This window comes from Novosphingobium sp. BAM6, from assembly GCF_057784955.1.
Window position 1 is genome coordinate 805,849 of record NZ_JBYNTR010000001.1, and the last position, 18,015, is coordinate 823,863.

The 18,015-nt window shown below is 65.3% G+C and carries 16 protein-coding genes; 4 read left to right on the plus strand and 12 right to left on the minus strand.

Annotation, left to right across the window (positions count from 1 at the left end; all coding sequences use genetic code 11):
- Window positions 1-75 precede the first annotated feature (75 nt).
- Together AC3EC3_RS03820 and gltX are read right to left on the minus strand one after the other, a co-directional pair.
- Window positions 76-1,359, minus strand: a complete 1,284-nt coding sequence (locus tag AC3EC3_RS03820; RefSeq protein ID WP_488488341.1) for a citrate synthase — start codon at window positions 1,357-1,359, stop codon at window positions 76-78.
- 19 nt (window positions 1,360-1,378) lie between these two features.
- The gene (gltX, locus tag AC3EC3_RS03825) at window positions 1,379-2,833 is read right to left on the minus strand and encodes a glutamate--tRNA ligase (protein WP_488488342.1); all 1,455 of its coding nucleotides are present in this window, start codon (window positions 2,831-2,833) and stop codon (window positions 1,379-1,381) included.
- 29 nt (window positions 2,834-2,862) lie between these two features.
- On the opposite strand from gltX, the gene AC3EC3_RS03830 reads away from it, so the two are divergent.
- Window positions 2,863-5,175: a ComEC/Rec2 family competence protein gene (locus AC3EC3_RS03830; RefSeq protein WP_488488343.1), complete on the plus strand. Its 2,313-nt coding sequence runs from the start codon at window positions 2,863-2,865 to the stop codon at window positions 5,173-5,175.
- Window positions 5,176-5,267: 92 nt separating this feature from the next.
- Here the strand turns inward: AC3EC3_RS03830 and lexA are convergent, their stop codons facing one another.
- The 3 genes from lexA to moaC all read right to left on the minus strand — a co-directional run bounded on the left by lexA (window position 5,268) and on the right by moaC (window position 7,770).
- Complete coding sequence (gene lexA / locus AC3EC3_RS03835; protein ID WP_488488344.1) at window positions 5,268-5,969, minus strand: transcriptional repressor LexA; 702 nt, start codon at window positions 5,967-5,969, stop codon at window positions 5,268-5,270.
- 95 nt (window positions 5,970-6,064) lie between these two features.
- On the minus strand, window positions 6,065-7,279 hold the full coding sequence (locus AC3EC3_RS03840) for a molybdopterin molybdotransferase MoeA (RefSeq protein ID WP_488488345.1): 1,215 nt from the start codon (window positions 7,277-7,279) through the stop codon (window positions 6,065-6,067).
- Complete coding sequence (gene moaC / locus AC3EC3_RS03845; RefSeq protein WP_488488346.1) at window positions 7,276-7,770, minus strand: cyclic pyranopterin monophosphate synthase MoaC; 495 nt, start codon at window positions 7,768-7,770, stop codon at window positions 7,276-7,278. The genes AC3EC3_RS03840 and moaC overlap by 4 nt, the downstream gene beginning before the upstream one ends.
- A gap of 351 nt (window positions 7,771-8,121) precedes the next feature.
- Between moaC and AC3EC3_RS03850 the strand changes: the two genes are divergently transcribed.
- Window positions 8,122-9,030: an AraC family transcriptional regulator gene (locus AC3EC3_RS03850; protein ID WP_488488347.1), complete on the plus strand. Its 909-nt coding sequence runs from the start codon at window positions 8,122-8,124 to the stop codon at window positions 9,028-9,030.
- Between the two features lie 5 nt (window positions 9,031-9,035).
- Here AC3EC3_RS03850 and trpC read toward each other — a convergent pair whose 3' ends face one another.
- The 7 genes from trpC to AC3EC3_RS03885 form a co-directional block, all read right to left on the minus strand.
- A complete protein-coding gene (gene trpC, locus AC3EC3_RS03855) occupies window positions 9,036-9,827 on the minus strand; it encodes an indole-3-glycerol phosphate synthase TrpC (RefSeq protein WP_488488348.1) in 792 nt (263 codons plus the stop codon).
- A 31-nt stretch (window positions 9,828-9,858) separates the two neighbouring features.
- Complete coding sequence (gene trpD / locus AC3EC3_RS03860; protein ID WP_488489189.1) at window positions 9,859-10,851, minus strand: anthranilate phosphoribosyltransferase; 993 nt, start codon at window positions 10,849-10,851, stop codon at window positions 9,859-9,861.
- Window positions 10,851-11,465 (minus strand): anthranilate synthase component II, encoded by a 615-nt coding sequence (locus tag AC3EC3_RS03865; protein WP_488488349.1) that lies wholly within the window; start codon window positions 11,463-11,465, stop codon window positions 10,851-10,853. The genes trpD and AC3EC3_RS03865 overlap by 1 nt, the downstream gene beginning before the upstream one ends.
- Entirely contained in the window at window positions 11,462-12,298 is an 837-nt protein-coding gene (locus AC3EC3_RS03870; protein ID WP_488488350.1) for a phosphodiester glycosidase family protein, read from the minus strand. Before AC3EC3_RS03870 ends, AC3EC3_RS03865 begins: the two co-directional genes overlap by 4 nt.
- A complete protein-coding gene (locus tag AC3EC3_RS03875) occupies window positions 12,279-12,794 on the minus strand; it encodes a hypothetical protein (RefSeq protein WP_488488351.1) in 516 nt (171 codons plus the stop codon). The genes AC3EC3_RS03870 and AC3EC3_RS03875 overlap by 20 nt, the downstream gene beginning before the upstream one ends.
- A gap of 25 nt (window positions 12,795-12,819) precedes the next feature.
- Window positions 12,820-14,346 carry an anthranilate synthase component I gene (trpE, locus tag AC3EC3_RS03880; protein ID WP_488488352.1) on the minus strand — a complete coding sequence of 509 codons (1,527 nt, stop codon included), beginning with the start codon at window positions 14,344-14,346 and terminating at the stop codon, window positions 12,820-12,822.
- Between the two features lie 95 nt (window positions 14,347-14,441).
- Window positions 14,442-16,403 carry a peptidylprolyl isomerase gene (locus tag AC3EC3_RS03885; RefSeq protein ID WP_488488353.1) on the minus strand — a complete coding sequence of 654 codons (1,962 nt, stop codon included), beginning with the start codon at window positions 16,401-16,403 and terminating at the stop codon, window positions 14,442-14,444.
- A gap of 321 nt (window positions 16,404-16,724) precedes the next feature.
- Between AC3EC3_RS03885 and tpiA the strand changes: the two genes are divergently transcribed.
- A complete protein-coding gene (tpiA, locus tag AC3EC3_RS03890; RefSeq protein ID WP_260922407.1) occupies window positions 16,725-17,480 on the plus strand; it encodes a triose-phosphate isomerase in 756 nt (251 codons plus the stop codon).
- Window positions 17,481-17,618: 138 nt separating this feature from the next.
- The gene (secG, locus tag AC3EC3_RS03895; RefSeq protein ID WP_488489190.1) at window positions 17,619-17,984 is read left to right on the plus strand and encodes a preprotein translocase subunit SecG; all 366 of its coding nucleotides are present in this window, start codon (window positions 17,619-17,621) and stop codon (window positions 17,982-17,984) included.
- Window positions 17,985-18,015 lie beyond the last annotated feature (31 nt).

Consider the following 18,015-nt stretch of genomic DNA (forward strand, 5'->3'; position numbering starts at 1 on the left):
TCAGCGTGGACAGGCACGAAAAAAGGCCCCGTTTCCGGGGCCTTTTCCTTATCCGATGATCGGATCTGCAAGTGTTCAGCGCTGGGCCAGCGGCACGTAATCGCGCTGCGTGGGGCCAGTGTAGAGCTGGCGCGGACGGCCGATCTTCTGGCCTGGATCCGAGATCATTTCGTTCCACTGCGCGACCCAGCCCACGGTGCGGGCCAGCGCGAAGAGCACGGTGAACATCGTGGTCGGGAAGCCGATCGCCGAAAGAATGATGCCTGAGTAGAAATCGACGTTCGGGAACAGCTTCTTCTCCGCGAAGTACGGATCGGACAGCGCGATTTCCTCAAGACGCAGGGCGGTCTCGAAGACCGGATCCGTAACCTTGAGCGCGTTGAACACCTCGCGCACGGTCTTCTGCATGACCGTCGCGCGCGGATCGTAGTTCTTGTACACGCGGTGACCGAAGCCCATCAGACGGAACGGATCGTTCTTGTCCTTGGCGCGATCGATGTAGTGCTGGATGCGATCGGGCGTACCGATCTCGCGCAGCATGTTGAGAGCAGCCTCGTTGGCACCGCCGTGTGCGGGCCCCCAGAGGCAGGCAATGCCGGCCGCGATGCACGCGAACGGGTTCGCGCCCGACGAACCGGCAAGGCGCACGGTCGAGGTCGAGGCGTTCTGCTCGTGGTCTGCATGCAGGATGAAGATGCGGTCCATGGCCTTTTCGACCTCGGGCAGCACTTCATACTCTTCCGCCGGCACACCGAAGGTCATGCGCAGGAAATTGCCGGTGTAGGACAGCTTGTTGTCCGGATAGAGCATCGGCTGGCCGACCGAGTACTTGTACGCGGCCGCAGCGATCGTCGGCATCTTCGCGATCAGGCGATGCGCGCTGATCTTGCGCTGCTCGGGATCGGCAATGTCGGTCGAGTCAGGGTAGAACGCCGAGAGCGCGCCGACCACGCCGCACATCACCGCCATCGGGTGCGCGTCGCGACGGAAGCCGCTGTAGAAGCTCTTGAGCTGCTCGTGCAGCATGGTGTGGCGGCTGATGGTGTACTCGAAGTCCTTCAGCTCTTCCGCGTTCGGCAGTTCGCCGTTCAGCAGCAGATAGCTGGTCTCCATGAACGAAGACTGCTCTGCCAGCTGGCCGATCGGGTAGCCGCGGTGCAGCAGGACGCCTTCGTCACCATCGATGTAGGTCAGCGCGCTTTCGCAGCTGGCCGTCGAGGTGAAGCCGGGGTCGAAGGTGAACTTCCCCGTCTGGCCGTATAGCTTGCGGATGTCGATGACATCGGGACCGACACTGCCCTTGAGGACCGGATATTCGAAATCCTTGCCTTCCGAGCTCAGTTTTGCCTGATCACCCACCTATCCAAACTCCTTTGTTTTATGATTGGGACCCGACCGGGGCAGAGCTTTGCGCGCCGATGCGCGCAAGGCTTTCGTCCCGCCCGAGCAGAACCAGTACGTCGAAAATGCCTGGCGAGGTCGTCTGACCCGTCAGAGCGGCTCGCAACGGTTGTGCGAGCTTGCCGAGCCCGACCCCCAGGTCCTCGGCCATTGCCTTCAGGTTCGCTTCCAGTGCCTCCGGCGCCCACTCGGGCAGACCGGACAGGCGCTCGTGCATCGAGGCGAGGCGCCCCCGCGCCTCGTCGGTCAGCAGCGCCTGTGCCTTCTCGCTGAACGCGAGAGGGCGTTTGGCAAACAGGAAGGCAGCGCCTTCGGCAAGTTCGTTCAGGTCCTTGGCGCGGACCTTGAGTACGGGCATCGCCCGGGCCAGCAGCGCAAGGTCGATGTCGGCATAGCCGGCAGCCTCGACGCGCGGCGCGACCAGCGCGGCAAGGCGCTGATCGTCGGCTTCACGCAGGTAATGCCCGTTGAGATTCTGCAGTTTGGCGATGTCGAAGCGCGAGGGCGACTTGCCGACATCGGCCATGTCGAACCACTCGACGGCCTGCTCGCACGAGATGATCTCGTCGTCGCCATGGCCCCAGCCAAGGCGCAGCAGGTAATTGAACACGGCTTCGGGCAGCAGGCCCATCTCGTCGCGATAGGCATCGACGCCGAGCGCGCCGTGGCGCTTGGAGAGCTTGGCGCCGTCTGCGCCGTGGATCAGCGGAACGTGCCCATAGACCGGGACATCCCAGCCCATGGCGTTCAGGATGGCAAGCTGGCGGAACGCGTTGTTGAGGTGGTCGTCACCGCGAAGGACGTGGGTGACGCCCATGTCGTGATCGTCGACAACTACCGCGAGCATGTAGGTGGGCGTGCCGTCCGAGCGCAGCAGCACGAAATCGTCGATTTCCACGTTCTGGACGGTGACAGCACCCTGAACGAGGTCGACGATCGTCGTCTCGCCTTCGCGCGGCGCCTTCACGCGCACGACATACGAAGCGTCGGCGGGCCAGGTAGAGGGATCGGCATCGCGCCATTCGCTGTCGATGCGGAAGGGGCGGCGTTCTTCCTGCGCCTTCTTGCGGCGCTCGGCGAGTTCGTCCTGCGTCAGATAACAGCGATAGGCATCGCCCGAGGCCAGCATCTGCGCTGCGACTTCGGCATGGCGGTCGGAGCGGGCAAACTGGAACACCGGCGCTTCGTCGCCATTAAGGCCCAGCCAGCGCAGGCCGTCGAAAATGGCTTCGATCGCAGGCTCGGTCGAGCGCTCACGGTCGGTATCTTCGATACGAAGGAGATACTTGCCGCCGTGATGGCGGGCGAACAGCCAGTTGAACAGCGCCGTGCGCGCGCCGCCGATATGAAGGAACCCGGTCGGCGAGGGCGCGAACCGGGTGACGACCGGCCGTTTGCCTGCCGCAGATCCCGTTGCAACCTCGCTTGCCATTTATTCGTCCTTCCTGTCCTATGGGCGCCATGGCCTCTCACGCCGCGTCCCGAAACCGCAGTTCGCCGCCGGTTGATCCGGCGCCCGCTGCGTTGCAGCAGGGGCCTTGGAACACCGCGAGGCGTTTGTCGAGGGGTTTGGCCGGGCTCGAAGAATTTCTTGTCCGGGCGGCATACGAACGCGCGCCGTGGCTGTCAGTTGCATTTGGTGCAGGCATTGTATCGTGGTTCGCGCTTGGCTCTGTGCGGGAGTGGTCCCTGTTCCTCGCATGTGCAACAACGATCATCGGGCTGCTGTGGCTGTTTCGCTCAGTGTATTACAATTATCCGCATATTTTCAAAGCATTGATGGGCATCGTGTTGATGGCGGCGGCAGGCTTGTGCGTCGTTTGGGCGCGTTCGAGCATTATTGGTCCGGCGCCGTTCGAAGGCAGTGGCGTGTCGGAAATCGAAGGGGTTGTGCTTGCTATGCAACCACAACCGGCACTGCATCGCGAACAATTGATTTTGGCTGTTGGGACGCTTTCCGGGTCTGGAGCCTCGAAAGTGCGCGTGAATGTGCCGGATGAGTATCGTGGCGGGGGGGAGAAGGCGGGAGATACCGTCCGCGCGAAAGTCAGACTGATGCCGCCAGCACCGCCGATGTTGCCCGGTGCCTACAACTTTGCCCGCACGGCGTGGTTTTCAGGGTTGTCGGCGACCGGATCGGCGATGTCGGAACTGCGAGTCGTTTCGCATGACGGGGCGCGAGACCGGGTGGGTGAATTGCGCAACCGATTAGCGGCCCATATCCTCGACCGGCTGGGCAAGGATACAGGCGGCATTGCCAGCGCGCTTGCATCCGGCGATGTCGGCGCCATTCCTGAAAGCGACGCGCAGGCGATGCGCGATGCCGGGTTGGCGCATCTGTTATCGATCAGCGGACTCCATGTCAGTGCAGTGATCGCGGCAGCCTATTTTCTCGTCCTGCGCGTGCTTGCGCTGGTGCCTGCGATCGTCTTGCGAACACGCCTGCCGCTTTTGGCGGCGGTATCCGGGGCGATGGCGGGGATCGCCTACACTGTGCTAACCGGATCGCAGGTGCCGACGATGCGCTCTTGCTTTGGGGCGCTACTTGTATTGGCGGCGATGGCGACGGGGCGCGAGGCGCTGTCTTTGCGCATGCTCGCGGTTGCTGCCTTCGGCGTTCTGCTGATCTGGCCGGAAGCCATGGTAGGGCCCAGCTTCCAGATGAGCTTCGCTGCCGTTCTGGCAATCGTCAGTCTCAGTGGTGCGCAGCCGGTCCGGCGATTTCTGGCGCCTCGCGAAGAGGGGGTAATCGCGCGAACCGTCCGTGCGACGGCGATGCTGCTCATCTCGGGAATCGTCGTCGAATTGGCGTTGATGCCCATCGGGTTCTATCACTTTCATCGAGCGGGGCTTTACGGGTCGATTGCGAATGTCATCGCGATCCCGCTGACGACTGTCGTGATTATGCCTGCGGTCGCATTGGCGCTTGTGCTGGATCTTGCCCACCTTGGAGCGCCGGCATGGTGGGTGGCGGGGGAGGCGATCCGCTTTCTGATCGGGCTGGCGCACTGGGTGGCCGAGCGCCCAGGCGCTGTCACGCTGTTGCCGACGATGAGCGGTGTGGCTTTTGCCCTGTTCGCGTTTGGCGGGCTATGGTTGGGACTTTGGCGCGGGTCTGTGCGCCTGTGGGGGCTGTTGCCCGCGTTTGTAGGCGTGCTGTGGCTATGCGCTCTGCAACCGCCCGACATTCTCGTTACAGGTGATGGCCGACATGTTGCCATCGTCGAGGACGAGGGGCGCACTCTGCTGACCCTGCGTAATACCCGCAGCGATTATACCCGCCAGAATATCAAGGAAATCGCCGGCTTTTCCGGAGATCTGCGACCATTGGAGACTTGGCCATCGGCGCGATGCAATGACGATTTCTGTCGTATCGATATTTCGAAGACAGGGCGCTTGTGGCGCGTTCTCCTGTCTCGCGGGCATGAAGCGGTCAGCGAGCGCAGTCTTGCGGCTGCATGCGCCCGCGCCGACATTGTGGTTGCCGATCGCTGGCTTGCATCGAGTTGCCGACCCGCATGGTTATTGATTGATCGCGATGTGCTGGCGCATACCGGCGGCCTGACGATCGATCTGGAACACCAGTCAGTCGATACCGTTGCCGCAGGGCAAGGGGAGCACGGCTGGTGGCGGCCCATACCCAGCGGCACGAACCATCGACTGCGATCCGACGATAGCTCCCGGCCCGACGATCGTTCCCGGCCCGACGATCGTTCCCGGTCAGGCGGGCGTTCCCGGTATGACGGGCGTTCAGTATCGCCTTCAGCGCCATAGAGGCCTGGACCCGGTTGCGAGGTGTTAGCCTGCCTGTCGATTGCAGATGACTGCTCTGCCATGTCGAAGCAGTCATCTGCGGCAATTCAGGTTCAATGGTAGCGACGCAGCAGGCCAGCGAGCTTGCCCTGAACTTCGACGTCTTGCGGGGCATAGATCTGCGGCTCGTAGGCGGCGTTGGCAGGCTCCAGTCGAACCATGCCGCCCTCCCGCTGAAGATATTTGAGGGTTGCCTCTTCTCCTCGCACAAGTGCCACCACGATTTCCCCGTCGCGCGCTGTATTGGTGCGTTTGACCAGGGCGAAGTCGCCATCGAGAATACCTGCCTCGATCATCGAGTCACCCGAAACCTCCAGCGCATAGTGGTCGCCAGCGCCCAGCAGAGCGGCAGGCACGGGCAGCATCGCGTGCGTTTCAAGGGCCTCGATCGGAACGCCGGCAGCGATCTTTCCATGAAGAGGAATCTCGATCACATCATTGTTGTTTGCCGGGGTGCGAGGCGCCGGCGTACCGCTCCCGAGCGAGGGGGCTGCAACGCCAGCCTCTGCCGGACGGGGGAGAGCGGGCTTGCTGGTGGCATCTTCCGGCTGGCGCAGGATTTCCAGCGCACGGGCGCGGTTCGGCAGGCGGCGAATGAAGCCGCGTTCCTCCAGTGCCGAAATCAGACGGTGGACGCCCGACTTGGACTTGAGGTCGAGCGCTTCCTTCATCTCTTCAAAGCTTGGCGAGATCCCGCTTTCTTCCAGACGGACCTGAATGAACCGGAGCAATTCGTGCTGTTTGCGCGTCAACATGGTCGCTGCCTCTTGCCGATCTGGTGAGGCATGACCGCCTCACTGCTCTAAAGCGTGAACAATGTGAGAACAACTAAGCAACAAATTGCGCCCGGTCAAGCAATACCGCCGTTCCGGATCAAGTAGATGCGCGCACTGTCACCCTGCTGGCGGGGCGGGCTGCCAGCGGGAAGATCGATGAGGGCATTGGCATGTGCCAGCGATGTCAGTGCGCCACTATCGCGCAGGGTTATGGGATGAATCGCTTCGCCGTCCCATATTCCCCGAACGAACTCGCGGCGGCTACCGGTCGCGGGCGTCGAGCCGGCCAAACGGGTGGCGATCGAGCGCGGGGTTGCCATTTCCGCGCCACCCAGCCGGCGTAGCAAAGGGAGCAGGAAGAAATACCCGGTCACGAATGCCGACACCGGATTTCCGGGCAATCCCACGATGACCTGGCGACGGGCACCATTTTCGCGCGTCGCGATCAGCAGCGGTTTGCCGGGCTTGATCGCCACGCACCAAAAAGCGAGTTGCGCCCCCCAGGCTTCCAGCGTGGGCCGGATCAGGTCGTGGTCGCCCACCGAGGCGCCGCCGCTGGTGACGATGACATCGGTATCGCGTTCGCTTTCGAACGCCGCGAGAAGCGCATCCTTACGATCCGCCACCGGACCGATCCGGGTAACGCCATGGCAGAGCGGTGCGGCAAGGGCGGTCAGCATAGCGCCGTTGCTCGCCGGAATGCGATGCAAGGGACAATCGGCGGGATCGTCTGCAAGTTCGTCGCCGCTGTCGATGACGGCGAGTGAGGGAAGGCGATGGACATCGAGCGTGCCATGCCCTGCCGAAAGCGCAAGGGCGAGGCTTGCCGGGCCGAGAGGCGTTCCGGCCGGAATGACGGTGTCGCCCGTGCGAAAATCCATCCCGGCCGGGCGGACGTGGCGGCGGGGCGTGTCCGGGCCGTCGCCGGTCAGGGTGAGAACATCCCCCTCACGGACGACATCTTCCTGTACGATCACCGCTTCTGCGCCTGCGGGAAGCAGAGCGCCGGTGGAGATCCGCACCGCTTCGCCCGCCTTTGGCTTGCCGGCAAAGGGATGTCCGGCAGCGCTTTCGCCGATCATACGCCAGGGGCCTGAAAGATCGTCGGCTCGAACCGCGTAGCCGTCCATTGCCGAGATGTCGGCGGCAGGCTGGGTCCGCCGGGCGAGCAGAGGCGCGGCAAGGCAGCGGCCCGTGGCATCCGGCGTCGCGATCGTTTCCGGCGATAGCGGTTCGACCAGGGCCAGCAGGCGTGCCTGCGCGTCCTCCAGAGGCAGCGGTGGTGTCATACTATTGGCTCCGGCGCGTCGGGCGCGCGCCAGTGGCCGGACTTGCCACCGCGCTTCTCGATCAGGCGGATGTCCTCGATGACCATCGCCTTGTCGAGCGCCTTGGCCATATCGTAGATCGTCACCAGCGCGATTGAGACAGCGGTGATCGCCTCCATCTCGATGCCCGTGCGCCCGGTGAGCGAGGCGGTGGCGGTGGCCCTCACGGCATCTTCCTCGAATGAAAAGTCCAGATTGACGGCGTCGAGCGCGAGCGGATGGCACATCGGAATGAGGTCGCCGGTCTTCTTGGCGGCGAGTATCCCGGCGATGCGCGCGGTGCCCAGCACGTCACCCTTGGGCGCGTTCCCGGCGCGGATCGCTGCGAGCGCTTCGGGCGCCATCGTGATGCGGCCCGAGGCGATGGCGAGGCGCTGGGTCTCGGCCTTGGCTCCGACATCGACCATGCGCGCGGTCCCCTCGGCATCGATGTGGGTGAGCGAGCGGGTCATGCGGTGGACCTTTCCGAAGCCGGCTTCGAAGCGGGGCTGGTTGACACAGTTGACACGGTCCAGGGCATGACTGTCACCTTGGGCGTGACACACTGCCTTACTTGATTGAAAACGCGAAGTTTATCTAAGTTAACGCTGTTACTTTCAAGTGCAAAGGTGTCGCCTTGGCGCTCGGCAGTGTCAGCTGGCAGGGGCAGGGCGTGGAATAGAGGGCGGAACATGCGCTCTGGTTGGCACAATCGCGCGTAGTAGGACAGGGTGCCTGACAAAAACGATATGCTTTCAAAGGGGGGGGGCACCGGCGCAAGATCGGGCAGGCGGGCCGCTGCGAATCCTGTCACAAGCAGCGACATGACGCAGAACCCGCCCCGCCAGAACCCTTACGCCGAACGCTTCGCTGCCGTGATCGCGCTGATCGAGGCCGAGGAGGGGCGTCTCGCCGATCTCGACGCACTGGCCGAGACGGCAGGGTTCTCGCGCTATCATTTTCATCGCCAGTTCCGCAGCGCGACAGGCCTGACGGCACATGATTTCGCGCAAGGCCTGCGACTTCACCGCGCGGCGCATCGCCGCGGCTTCCACCCGCGGACGCGCGTGACCGATCTCGCGTTCGATGCCGGGTACGAAACGCTGGAGGCGTTCACCCGCGCTTTCCGGCGTCAGTTCGCAACCTCGCCCAGCGCCTTTCGCCGCGCGCCGGACTGGAGCGCATGGCGCAATCTGAGCGAGAGACTTCAACTGGCAAGGAGACGTGTGATGACGACCGATACGATGCTAGACAGCGTTGAAATTCGCGATTTTGCCCCCGTGACCGTCGCCGCCATGGAGCATCGCGGCGATCCGGCGAAGCTGGAGGACACCATCCGCCGCTTCATCGACTGGCGGCGCGAGGCGGGGCTGGTGCCGCCGATCAGTCGCACGTTCACGCTGTTCCCGGTCGATCCGCGCAGCGTGCCGGTGGAGGACTATCGACTGGTGCTCTGCGCTTCGGTTCCGGCCGCAAAGCTGGGTGGGTTCAAGGGGGATGCGACTGCCAATGTCGAACGGATCGAGATCCCCGGCGGGCGCGTGGCGGTGCTGCCGGTGCCGGGGCGCGGCATGGACCTCGAAGCCCCGGCCATCGCGCTCTATCGCGACTGGCTTCCTGCCAGCGGCGAGACCTTGCGCGACTATCCGCTGTTCTGCGAGCGCGTTCGGCTCTACCCGATGGTGCCTGAAACCGAGGCGCTCACCGAACTGATGCTGCCGCTGGAGGGGTAGGAGCCTCAGGCTCCGGTCAGCAGCGCGCGGGTGGCGGCGGTGACGTCGGCGTGGCGCATCAGGCTTTCGCCGACGAGGAAGGTGCGGGCGCCGCACGCGCTGAGGCGGGTGAGATCGGTGTGGGTGTTGATGCCGCTCTCGCTCACCAGCAGGGTGCCTTCGGGCGCCAGCGGGGCGAGACGTTCGGTCACGCCGATATCGGTGACGAAGCGCTTGAGGTCGCGGTTGTTCACGCCGATGAGGCGCGACTTCAGCTTGGCCGCGCGGGCCATTTCCTCTTCGTTGTGAACCTCGACAAGGCAGTCCATGCCGTAGCTATGCGCGGCGGCTTCGATTTCGGCCATCAGTACATCGTCGAGTGCGGCGACGATGATGAGGATGGCATCGGCGCCGATGGAACGGGCTTCCGCCACCTGCCACGGATCGATCATGAAGTCCTTGCGGATCACCGGCAGCGAGCAGGCCGCGCGCGCTTCGATCAGGAAGTCCTCGTGCCCCTGAAAGTAGGGGGCGTCGGTCAGTACCGAAAGGCAGGCCGCGCCGCCCTGCTCATAAGCCATGGCGTGCTCTGCAGGGCGGAAATCCTCGCGGATCAGGCCCTTGGAGGGCGAGGCTTTCTTGATCTCGGCGATCAGCGCAAAGCCGGTCTCGGCCCTGGCCCGCAGCGCGGCCTCGAAGCCGCGCGGGGCGCTCTGTTCGGCCGCGCGCGCATTGAGATCGGCGAGCGTGGTCAGCGCCTTGCGGGCGAGAACTTCCTCGCGCTTGGTCGCGCAGATTTCGGTGAGCTTGTCGGCCATCGGGAGAAACCTTGATTAAGTAGATAGAGGCTCAGCGGAGCGTATCGATCCAGCAGTCGAGCAGCGCCTTGGCGAGCCCCTTGTCGATGGCCTCGGCAGCTTCCTCGACGCCTTCGCGCCACGAGGAGACTTCGCCGGCGACCATCAGCGCACCTGCCGCGTTGAGCAGCACTGCATCGCGATAGGCCGAGGGCTCACCCATCAGCAGCCCCCGAAGCGCCGCCGCGTTGTAGGCCGGATCGCCGCCCCGGATCGCATCGATCCCGGCTTCGGGCAGACCCACATCGAGCGGCGCGACGCGGCGCATCGAGACTTCGCCACCGCGAATGTCGGCCACTTCGTTGCCGCCCGCAAGGCTCAGCTCGTCGAGGCCTTCGTCGCCCGAGATCACCATCGAATGCTCGGTGCCGAGCCGCAGGATCGCCTCGGCATAGATCGGCACGTAGGCCGGGCGGGCGATGCCGACGAGCTGGCGCGTGACTTTCGCGGGGTTGGCGAGCGGGCCCATCAGGTTGAAGATCGTGCGGCGCCCGATCGCGCGCCGTAGCGGCATCAGGCGCCCCATGGTCGGGTGGTGGGCGGCAGCGAACAGGAAGCAGATGTTGAGATCGCGCAGCGTCTCTTCCGCCGTCTCTGCCGCGCGGTCGAGATTGAGGCCGAGCGCTTCGAGCGTGTCCGCCGCGCCCGCCTTGGAACTGGCCGCGCGGTTGCCGTGCTTGGCAACGGGCACACCGCAGGCGGCGACCACCAGCGAAACGGCGGTCGAGACGTTGAGCGTGTGGTGCCCGTCGCCACCCGTGCCGCACACGTCGAGCGCATTGGCGGGGGCATCGATGGGGATCATGCGCGCGCGCATCGCTCGTGCCGCGCCGACGATCTCGCTGGCGACTTCGCCGCGCTCGGACAGTGCGATCAGGAACGCGGCGATGGTCTCTTCGGGCACCTCCCCGTCGAGAATAGCGCCGAACGCGGCTTCGGCCTCGTCCTCGGCAATCGGGTGAAGCGGATCGGGGAGGGTGGCGATCACGCGCTCAGGCTTTCTTTCGCGCGCACCCGCTCGGGCAGCACTGCGTCGACACCGCAGGCCTTGAGCCAGTTGGCGAGCATCGCGTGGCCGTGCTCGGTCGCGATCGATTCGGGGTGGAACTGCACGCCGTGGATCGGCAGCGTCCTGTGTCGGAAGCCCATGACGTGATCGTCGTCGCTGCGCGCGTTGACGTGGAGCACCTCGGGAATGTCCTCGACGATCAGCGAGTGATAGCGCGTGGCGGTGAACGGCGAGGGGAGCCCGGCGAAGACGCCGCTGCCATCGTGCGTGACCGGGCTGGTCTTGCCGTGCATCAGCCCACCGCGCACGACTTTGCCGCCGAAATACTGGCCGATCGACTGGTGGCCAAGGCACACGCCCAGCAGCGGAATGCCGCTGTCCGCCGCCGCGCCTACGAGATCGAGGCTGACGCCTGCCTCGTTGGGCGTGCAGGGGCCGGGCGAGATCAGGAAGCCCTTGGCGCCCGAGTCCACGGCCTGCGCGGCGGAAAGCGCGTCGTTGCGCACGACCTCAACCTGCGCGCCCAGCTCCATCAGGTAGTGGACGAGGTTCCAGGTGAAGCTGTCGTAATTGTCGATGACGAGGATCATGGTTTCGCCTTCGTCCTTTTCTCGACGACGATCAAGGGGCCGAGCGCAGGTCCGCCGTCGACACGGCCATGTTCGGGGTCCCACAAGGATGAGACCGAGCCATCGAGGAACAGCGCGTTGCGGCAATGAAGCACGTCGCGCAAATAGCGCGCGAGGCGCCCGAACGAGACCGGGGCATCGGCGATGACGAAATGGGCGTTGCCCGCCTCGTCCACGCCCACTGCGTTGCGCAGCTTCAGGGAAGCGCCATCGCTGTCGAGCTTGGGGTGCAGCTTTCCGTCGATCACCAGCATTGGCCCGGATTGCGTGCCGAAGTCGGGGCGGCTGGAGACATGGGCCTGAAAATCGTCGCTGGTGCGGATCGCCCAAGGACCGTTTGCCGCGCCGTAGAACACGCCGTTGGGCTTGAGGTGAAAGTTGCCCCAGCCATCTTTGGTGTTCAGTTCGTGGGCGCGCTTCCCATTCTCGACGTAGTAGCCGATCGGCAGGCCCTGCGTATCGAACATGCCTGCATTCATCGCGAAGGCGACGGCGGGCTGAGCCTTGCCGCCCTGGGCATGGCTGCGCGCCAGCGCCAGTTCGGAGAGGCTCCGGTAGGGCTTGCCGCCTGCCGGTCCCAGTACGGTTTCGATCCGGTTGTGGCCGGGCCGTGCGGTGCAGTGGGTGAGCGGGGTGCCCTCGAACTGCGCACTTTCGCAGGCGGCGGGCGGCGGGGTCTCGCTGGCTTGCGGAGCAGGCTTCTCGGACTTTGATGGCGAGCACGCGGCGAGGGCTGCGAGCAGGCCCATCGTCAGCGCGAGGCGAGAGGCAGGCTCAACCGCGCGGCGCAGCATTGTCGGGAAGCCCTGTGCGCAGCAGCTTGATTTCGGCGGATGAGAACAACCGCTTGGGCAGCACATCGTCGCGTACGAGGAAGACGCCTTCCAGTTCGCCGCGCAGCTTACGGGCGCTCCAGGGCAGTTGCTCGACCTTGCCGTCGCGCGCCATGGCAAGGCCTTCGCGCGCGACGATGACGTGCAGCGGCCCCTTGTTGGCATCGAGGGTCTGGCGATAGCGGAGTTCGCGCGCCACTTCGGCCTCGAAGCGCGGCTCTCGGCGCCAGTAGTACCAGCCTGCCAGAACGACCATCACGGCCAGTCCGCTCAGCAGATAGAGCGCGTGGAACTGCCCGCCGTTGCCGATCACCATGGCGATGACCGCCAGCAGAAATCCGAAGAACGGATCGCGAAACACCTCGCGACCAAGGCTACGCCGGGCGGTGAGCGCCTCGCGAATATCCGCCTCGGTCAGGACGATTTCGATGTCGCGACCGGCGGGGCGCCCGTTCATGCCCGGGTTTCCGTCACTAAATCCGTCACTGGCCGAAGCCCGGCTCCCCGGCGACGCGCAGGGCTTCGCGGGCAGCGGCGAACAGCGCGCCGGATTTGGCCTCGCACTCGCGGTGTTCGTACTCGGGATCGGAATCGGCGACGATACCGGCACCCGCCTGAACGTGGAGGACGCCGTCCTTGAGGACGCCGGTGCGCAGGACGATGCACGAATCGACCGAGCCGTCCGGCGCGAAATAGCCGACGCCGCCCGCATAGGCACCGCGCGTCTCAGGTTCGAGCTCGGCGATGATCTGGCAGGCGCGAACCTTGGGCGCGCCCGAGACGGTGCCTGCCGGGAACCCTGCGAAGACCGCATCGACGGCATCGTGGCGCTTGTCGTCGAGCTGGCCGACGACGTTCGAGACGATGTGCATGACGTGGCTGTAGCGCTCGATGGTGTAGCTGTCGGTCACTTCGACAGTGCCCGCAGCGGCCACCCGGCCCACATCGTTGCGTCCGAGGTCGAGCAGCATGAGGTGCTCGGCACGCTCCTTGGGATCGGCGAGCAGGCTTTCCTCGTTCGCCTTGTCCTCGATCGCGGTCTTGCCGCGTGGACGGGTGCCCGCGATCGGGCGGATGGTGACTTCGCCATCCCGCACGCGCACCAGAATCTCGGGGCTCGATCCGATCAGCGCGAAGCCGGGCAGATCGAGGAAATAGAGGAACGGCGAGGGGTTGATGCGGCGCAAGGATCGGTAGAGCGCGAGCGGCGGCAGCGGGAACTCGCAGGTGAAGCGCTGGGCCAGCACGACCTGGAAGATGTCGCCCGCCTCGATGTAGTCCTTCGCGCGAAGGACCATGGCGCGGTAATCCTCAGGGGCCATCACCGGCTTGCGTTCGGGTTCAGGCAGTTCGAGCGCAGCGGGCTGGGCGGGAACCGGCTCGGCCAGGCGGCGCAGCGTGTCGTCGATGCGGTCATGCGCCATGTCGAGCGCACGCTGGGCGTCTGCGGGGCCGCTCCACAAGGGCTGTGGCCAGACCGGGGCGACGCAGAACAGCTCGTCGCTCAGCCGGTCGAACACGAGGATGACGGAGGGGCGCACGAACAGCATGTCGGGCAGTTCGAGCGGACTTTGCGGCGCGCGCGGCAGCTTCTCGACCAGACCGATGGTCTCGTAGCCGAAGTAGCCGACCACGCAGGCAAGCGCCGGTGGCAGCTCGGCAGGCACGTCCATCTTGCAGGAAGCGACAAGGCGGCGCAGTTCGGTGAGGCTGTCGCCGGGAAGCGGCGCGAAGGCCTTGCGATCATGCTTCCAGCCGCGATTGATTTCAGCCCTGGGGCCAATGGCGCGGAATACGAGGTCGGGATCAAGGCCGATCAGGCTGTAGCGCCCGCGCGTCTCGCCGCCTTCCACCGATTCGAGAACGAAATCGCCGCGGCCGTCCTCGAACAGCTTGAGCGCGGCGCCGACCGGAGTGACGGTGTCTGCAACCAACCGCCGCCAGGCGAGAGCCGGACGTCCCGCTTCGAGGCAGACGAGCGCGGCCGCGCGGTCGGTTTCATGCACCATCACTTGGGTTCCCGGTATGCTGTTTGGGGTATGCTGTTCTCCGGCGGCCATCCGTTAAGGGAGGCCGCCGGAGCATTCTGTCAGGTGAGCGTCGATCAGTTGGTCGAGGCGGCGGGCGCGTTACCGCCCAGCTGCTGGGCCACCGTCCTGATCGCGGCGGGATGCTTGATCACGCCCACGTCCTTGCGGATCGCCTTGGTCAGAGCCTGGGTGTACTCGTCACCCTGCTGCTGGCCCAGTTCGGTCTGCGCCGAAGCGATGGCCTGCGGCGGAACCTGCGCGCCGGGCTTCACGGTCTTGAGGAAGACCACGAACCAGCCACGCTTGTCGGGCGCTGCCTGCACCTTCACGGTGCCCTCAGCCATATGGAACAGCAGCGAGACCGGCGGCGGGATCTGGCGGCCCTGCTGCATCATCTGCGTCAGCACTGCGCGCGACAGGCCAATCGGCTGAACCGGCGGCAGCGGCTTGCCCGCAGCCGAGAGGCCCGCGGCGGGGTCCTTGGCCTTGAGCACGGCATCGCGCACCTTCAGGGCTGCGCCCTTGGCGGCATCGAACCCGGCGTCGAGCTTGTAGGCCTGCGCCACGTCACCCTTGATCTGTGCGAGCGGCGCAGGCGCCGATTCGTCGATCTGGGACACGTCGAACAGGATCACGCTCTTGCCGCGTACGGCCTCTGCAACCTGCGGCTGGTTCTGTTCCATCGAGAACGCGGTCTTGATTACCGGGACCAGTTCCGGCGCGAGCGCCTCCTGCGGCTTGCCGTAGACCTTGCCGTCGGCAGTGATTGGTTCGGAAGTCTTGACTTCGAGGCCCATCGCCTTGGCAACGTCGGGCAGGCCTGCGCCGCCGTCGAACTGCGACTGGATCTTGCTCAGCATTGCCGAGAATGCAGCGGTCTGCTTGGCAGTGGCGAGCGTCTTGGCGATATCCGCCTTCACCTGGTCGAGCGACTGCGCGGGCTTGGTGGTTACGCTGTCGACATGGATCACGTACCAGCCGAGCACGCCCTTCTGTGGGGGCAGAAGCTGACCCGAGGGGGCTGCGAAGATCGCGTTGGCGACGGGTTGCGAGATCTGGTTTGCGAAAGCGTTGTTGTCGAGCGGGCCGACCTTGGCGGTCGACAGACCCTTGGCCTTGGCCACGTCGTCGAGCGACTTACCGCCCTTGACTTCGGCCTCGACGGCGTTGGCGGTGTTCTGGTCGGCGACGATCAGCTGGGTCACGCTGCGCAGGTTCTGCGCGGCATACTGCGCCTGATCCTTCTGGTACTGCGCGGCGATCTCGGCATCTGTCGGCGCGGGCACATTCTTCATCGCCGCCTCGTCGAACAGGGCATAGCGCACCGTGCGACGTTCGGGGCGCTGGAAGCGGGTGATGTGCGCGTTGTAGTAGGCGTTCAGCTGCGCGGCCGAGGGATCGCCCTGCGGCGCGAAGGCCAGCGCGGGAACCTCGATGATGGCGCCTTCACGGCTTTCGCCGAGCATCGCGGCATAGCGTTCCGCAAGTGCCTTGGGCATCACCGTGCCGAAGCCTGCAGGCACCACCAGCTGGCGGGCGATAAGGCCCTGGGCGATGTCGTCGCGCAGCGACTGCTCGGTGATGTTGCGCTGAGCCAGCGCCTGCTTGAAGGTGTCCTGGCTGAACTTGCCGTCAACGCCCGCGAACGCCGGGATCGAGGCGATCTCGCTGTCGATCAGACGGTCACCCGCGACGATCCCGTGCTTCTGGCCCCACACGCCCACGGCCACGCGGTCGACCAGATCGTTCAGCACGTCGTCGAGCGCGCCCTGGGCGATCATCAGGCCCATCGTCGCGGTCGGCTGCTGCTGCTGGATGCGCTGGAAGGCGACCTGCATCGACTGGGTGAGCGTCTGCTGGTCGATCGGCTTGCCGCCGACGACCGCGACCGAACCGGAACTGTCGTCGCCGGTGACGCTGGAGGTGAAGTTCGAGATGTCACCGCTCGCAAAGGAGAGGGCGATGACAGCGAGGAACAGCACCGCGATGGCAGCACCGACCTTGGACTTGATTAGGGAGCGAAGACCAGAAAGCATGACCCTGCCGAAATTGCATATGACAAAATGTCCATGTGCGCCGCACGCATGCGCGTCCGGCAGATGGATCGCGGCAGGCTTTAGGGGGGCTTTGTCCATCCTGCAATGGCTGGCGACGCGCACGGATGCAATCAACGGGGCAGGAAATGCAAGCCACGTCCTGTCGCACCGGTTTTGACAAGTCGCCCTCCACTGGCCTAGCTGCCCGGCAATGGTGGCGACATGATTCCTCTTCTGATCGGGGAATCGTCCGGGTAATGTCTGTCGAGCGCGTCCGCGCCGCAGCCCTGTTCGCCGCGGGGGTTTATTGAAGGTACTACTATGGCTGCTCTGCCTTACATCGTCGGCAACTGGAAAATGAACGGCACGCGTGCGATGCTCAACGAGCTTCGTGCGATCGACCGCGCAGCTGGCCGTCTGCCGCGCGTGCAGGTGGCGATCGCGCCGCCTGCCACGCTGATCTTCCGCGCCCGTGACGCGGTCGAGCTGATCGGGATCGGCGGTCAGGACTGCCATGCGCTCGAATCGGGCGCCTTCACCGGCGACGTCTCGGCGCCGATGCTGCGCGATGCGGGTGCCGACTTCACCATCGTCGGCCACTCCGAGCGCCGCACGCTCCATGGCGAGAGCAATTCGGACGTACGCGCCAAGGCGGAAGCCGCGCTATCGGCGAATCTTGGCGTGATCGTCTGCGTGGGCGAAAGCCTGGACGTTCGCGAGGCGGGCAGGGCGCTCGATGTCGTGACCGCGCAGCTGGGCGAGAGCCTGCCGCTGTCCGAGCAGGCTGCCGAGAAGCTGTCTGTGGCCTATGAGCCGATCTGGGCGATCGGCACCGGCAAGGTCTGCGCAGCTTCCGATGTCGCCGAGATGCACGCGGCGCTACGCGCCAAGCTGGTCGAAGTCTACGGCGAGGCAGGCGCGCAGGTACGCATCCTCTATGGCGGCTCGGTCAAGGCGGACAACGCGGGCGAACTGCTCGAAACCCCGGAAGTCGGTGGCGCACTGGTCGGTGGCGCCAGCCTGACGGCGGAAAGCTTCCTTGCCATCGTCGGCGCGGCAGCGGCCCTGCAGGACTGAGTCGGGGAATATTTGTGACGGTTCGCAGTCGGGCTTGCGCCCGCAGCGGACCAAGCGGGTTGCGCAGGAGAGGGCTTGGCCCTATCTGCGCGACAACAAGGCGGGCGCTTGGCCCACGATGAGGCTGATTCTGACATGCTGTTCCAATTCCTCACCATCGTTCAGGCACTGGTGGCTGCCGCTCTCGTGGCAGTGATCCTGATGCAGCAGTCCGAAGGTGGCGGTCTTGGCACGGGCGGCAGCCCCTCGGGCGTGATGTCGGCGCGCGGCGCTGCCAACTTCATGACTCGCCTGACCGGCATTCTGGCGGGCGTGTTCGTGCTGCTCAGCATCGTGCTCGCCTCGCTGGCCGTGGGCGCAAGCTCGGGCCGCCAGATCGATACGTCGCTGCAGCGCAACATCCAGCAGCAGGCACCGGCTTCGACCGCACCCGCTGCCCCGGCTCCGGCACCTGCCGCGACCGGCGCTGCTGCCGATCCGCTTTCGGGTGCCGCCAAGCAGTAATCTGCTGGCCCAGTTACTGCTGGAATGGCGC

Excerpts from the sequence above, each read along its gene's own strand:
- AC3EC3_RS03850 (WP_488488347.1), top strand. The coding sequence starts at position 8,122 with ATGACGCAGAACCCGCCCCGCCAGAACCCTTACGCCGAACGCTTCGCT.
- AC3EC3_RS03840 (WP_488488345.1), bottom strand. The coding sequence starts at position 7,279 with ATGACACCACCGCTGCCTCTGGAGGACGCGCAGGCACGCCTGCTGGCC.
- AC3EC3_RS03885 (WP_488488353.1), bottom strand. The coding sequence starts at position 16,403 with ATGCTTTCTGGTCTTCGCTCCCTAATCAAGTCCAAGGTCGGTGCTGCC.
- AC3EC3_RS03865 (WP_488488349.1), bottom strand. The coding sequence starts at position 11,465 with ATGATCCTCGTCATCGACAATTACGACAGCTTCACCTGGAACCTCGTC.
- gltX (WP_488488342.1), bottom strand. The coding sequence starts at position 2,833 with ATGGCAAGCGAGGTTGCAACGGGATCTGCGGCAGGCAAACGGCCGGTC.
- tpiA (WP_260922407.1), top strand. The coding sequence starts at position 16,725 with ATGGCTGCTCTGCCTTACATCGTCGGCAACTGGAAAATGAACGGCACG.
- trpE (WP_488488352.1), bottom strand. The coding sequence starts at position 14,346 with ATGGTGCATGAAACCGACCGCGCGGCCGCGCTCGTCTGCCTCGAAGCG.
- moaC (WP_488488346.1), bottom strand. The coding sequence starts at position 7,770 with ATGACCCGCTCGCTCACCCACATCGATGCCGAGGGGACCGCGCGCATG.
- trpC (WP_488488348.1), bottom strand. The coding sequence starts at position 9,827 with ATGGCCGACAAGCTCACCGAAATCTGCGCGACCAAGCGCGAGGAAGTT.
- AC3EC3_RS03870 (WP_488488350.1), bottom strand. The coding sequence starts at position 12,298 with ATGCTGCGCCGCGCGGTTGAGCCTGCCTCTCGCCTCGCGCTGACGATG.
- AC3EC3_RS03875 (WP_488488351.1), bottom strand. The coding sequence starts at position 12,794 with ATGAACGGGCGCCCCGCCGGTCGCGACATCGAAATCGTCCTGACCGAG.
- AC3EC3_RS03830 (WP_488488343.1), top strand. The coding sequence starts at position 2,863 with ATGGCCTCTCACGCCGCGTCCCGAAACCGCAGTTCGCCGCCGGTTGAT.
- lexA (WP_488488344.1), bottom strand. The coding sequence starts at position 5,969 with ATGTTGACGCGCAAACAGCACGAATTGCTCCGGTTCATTCAGGTCCGT.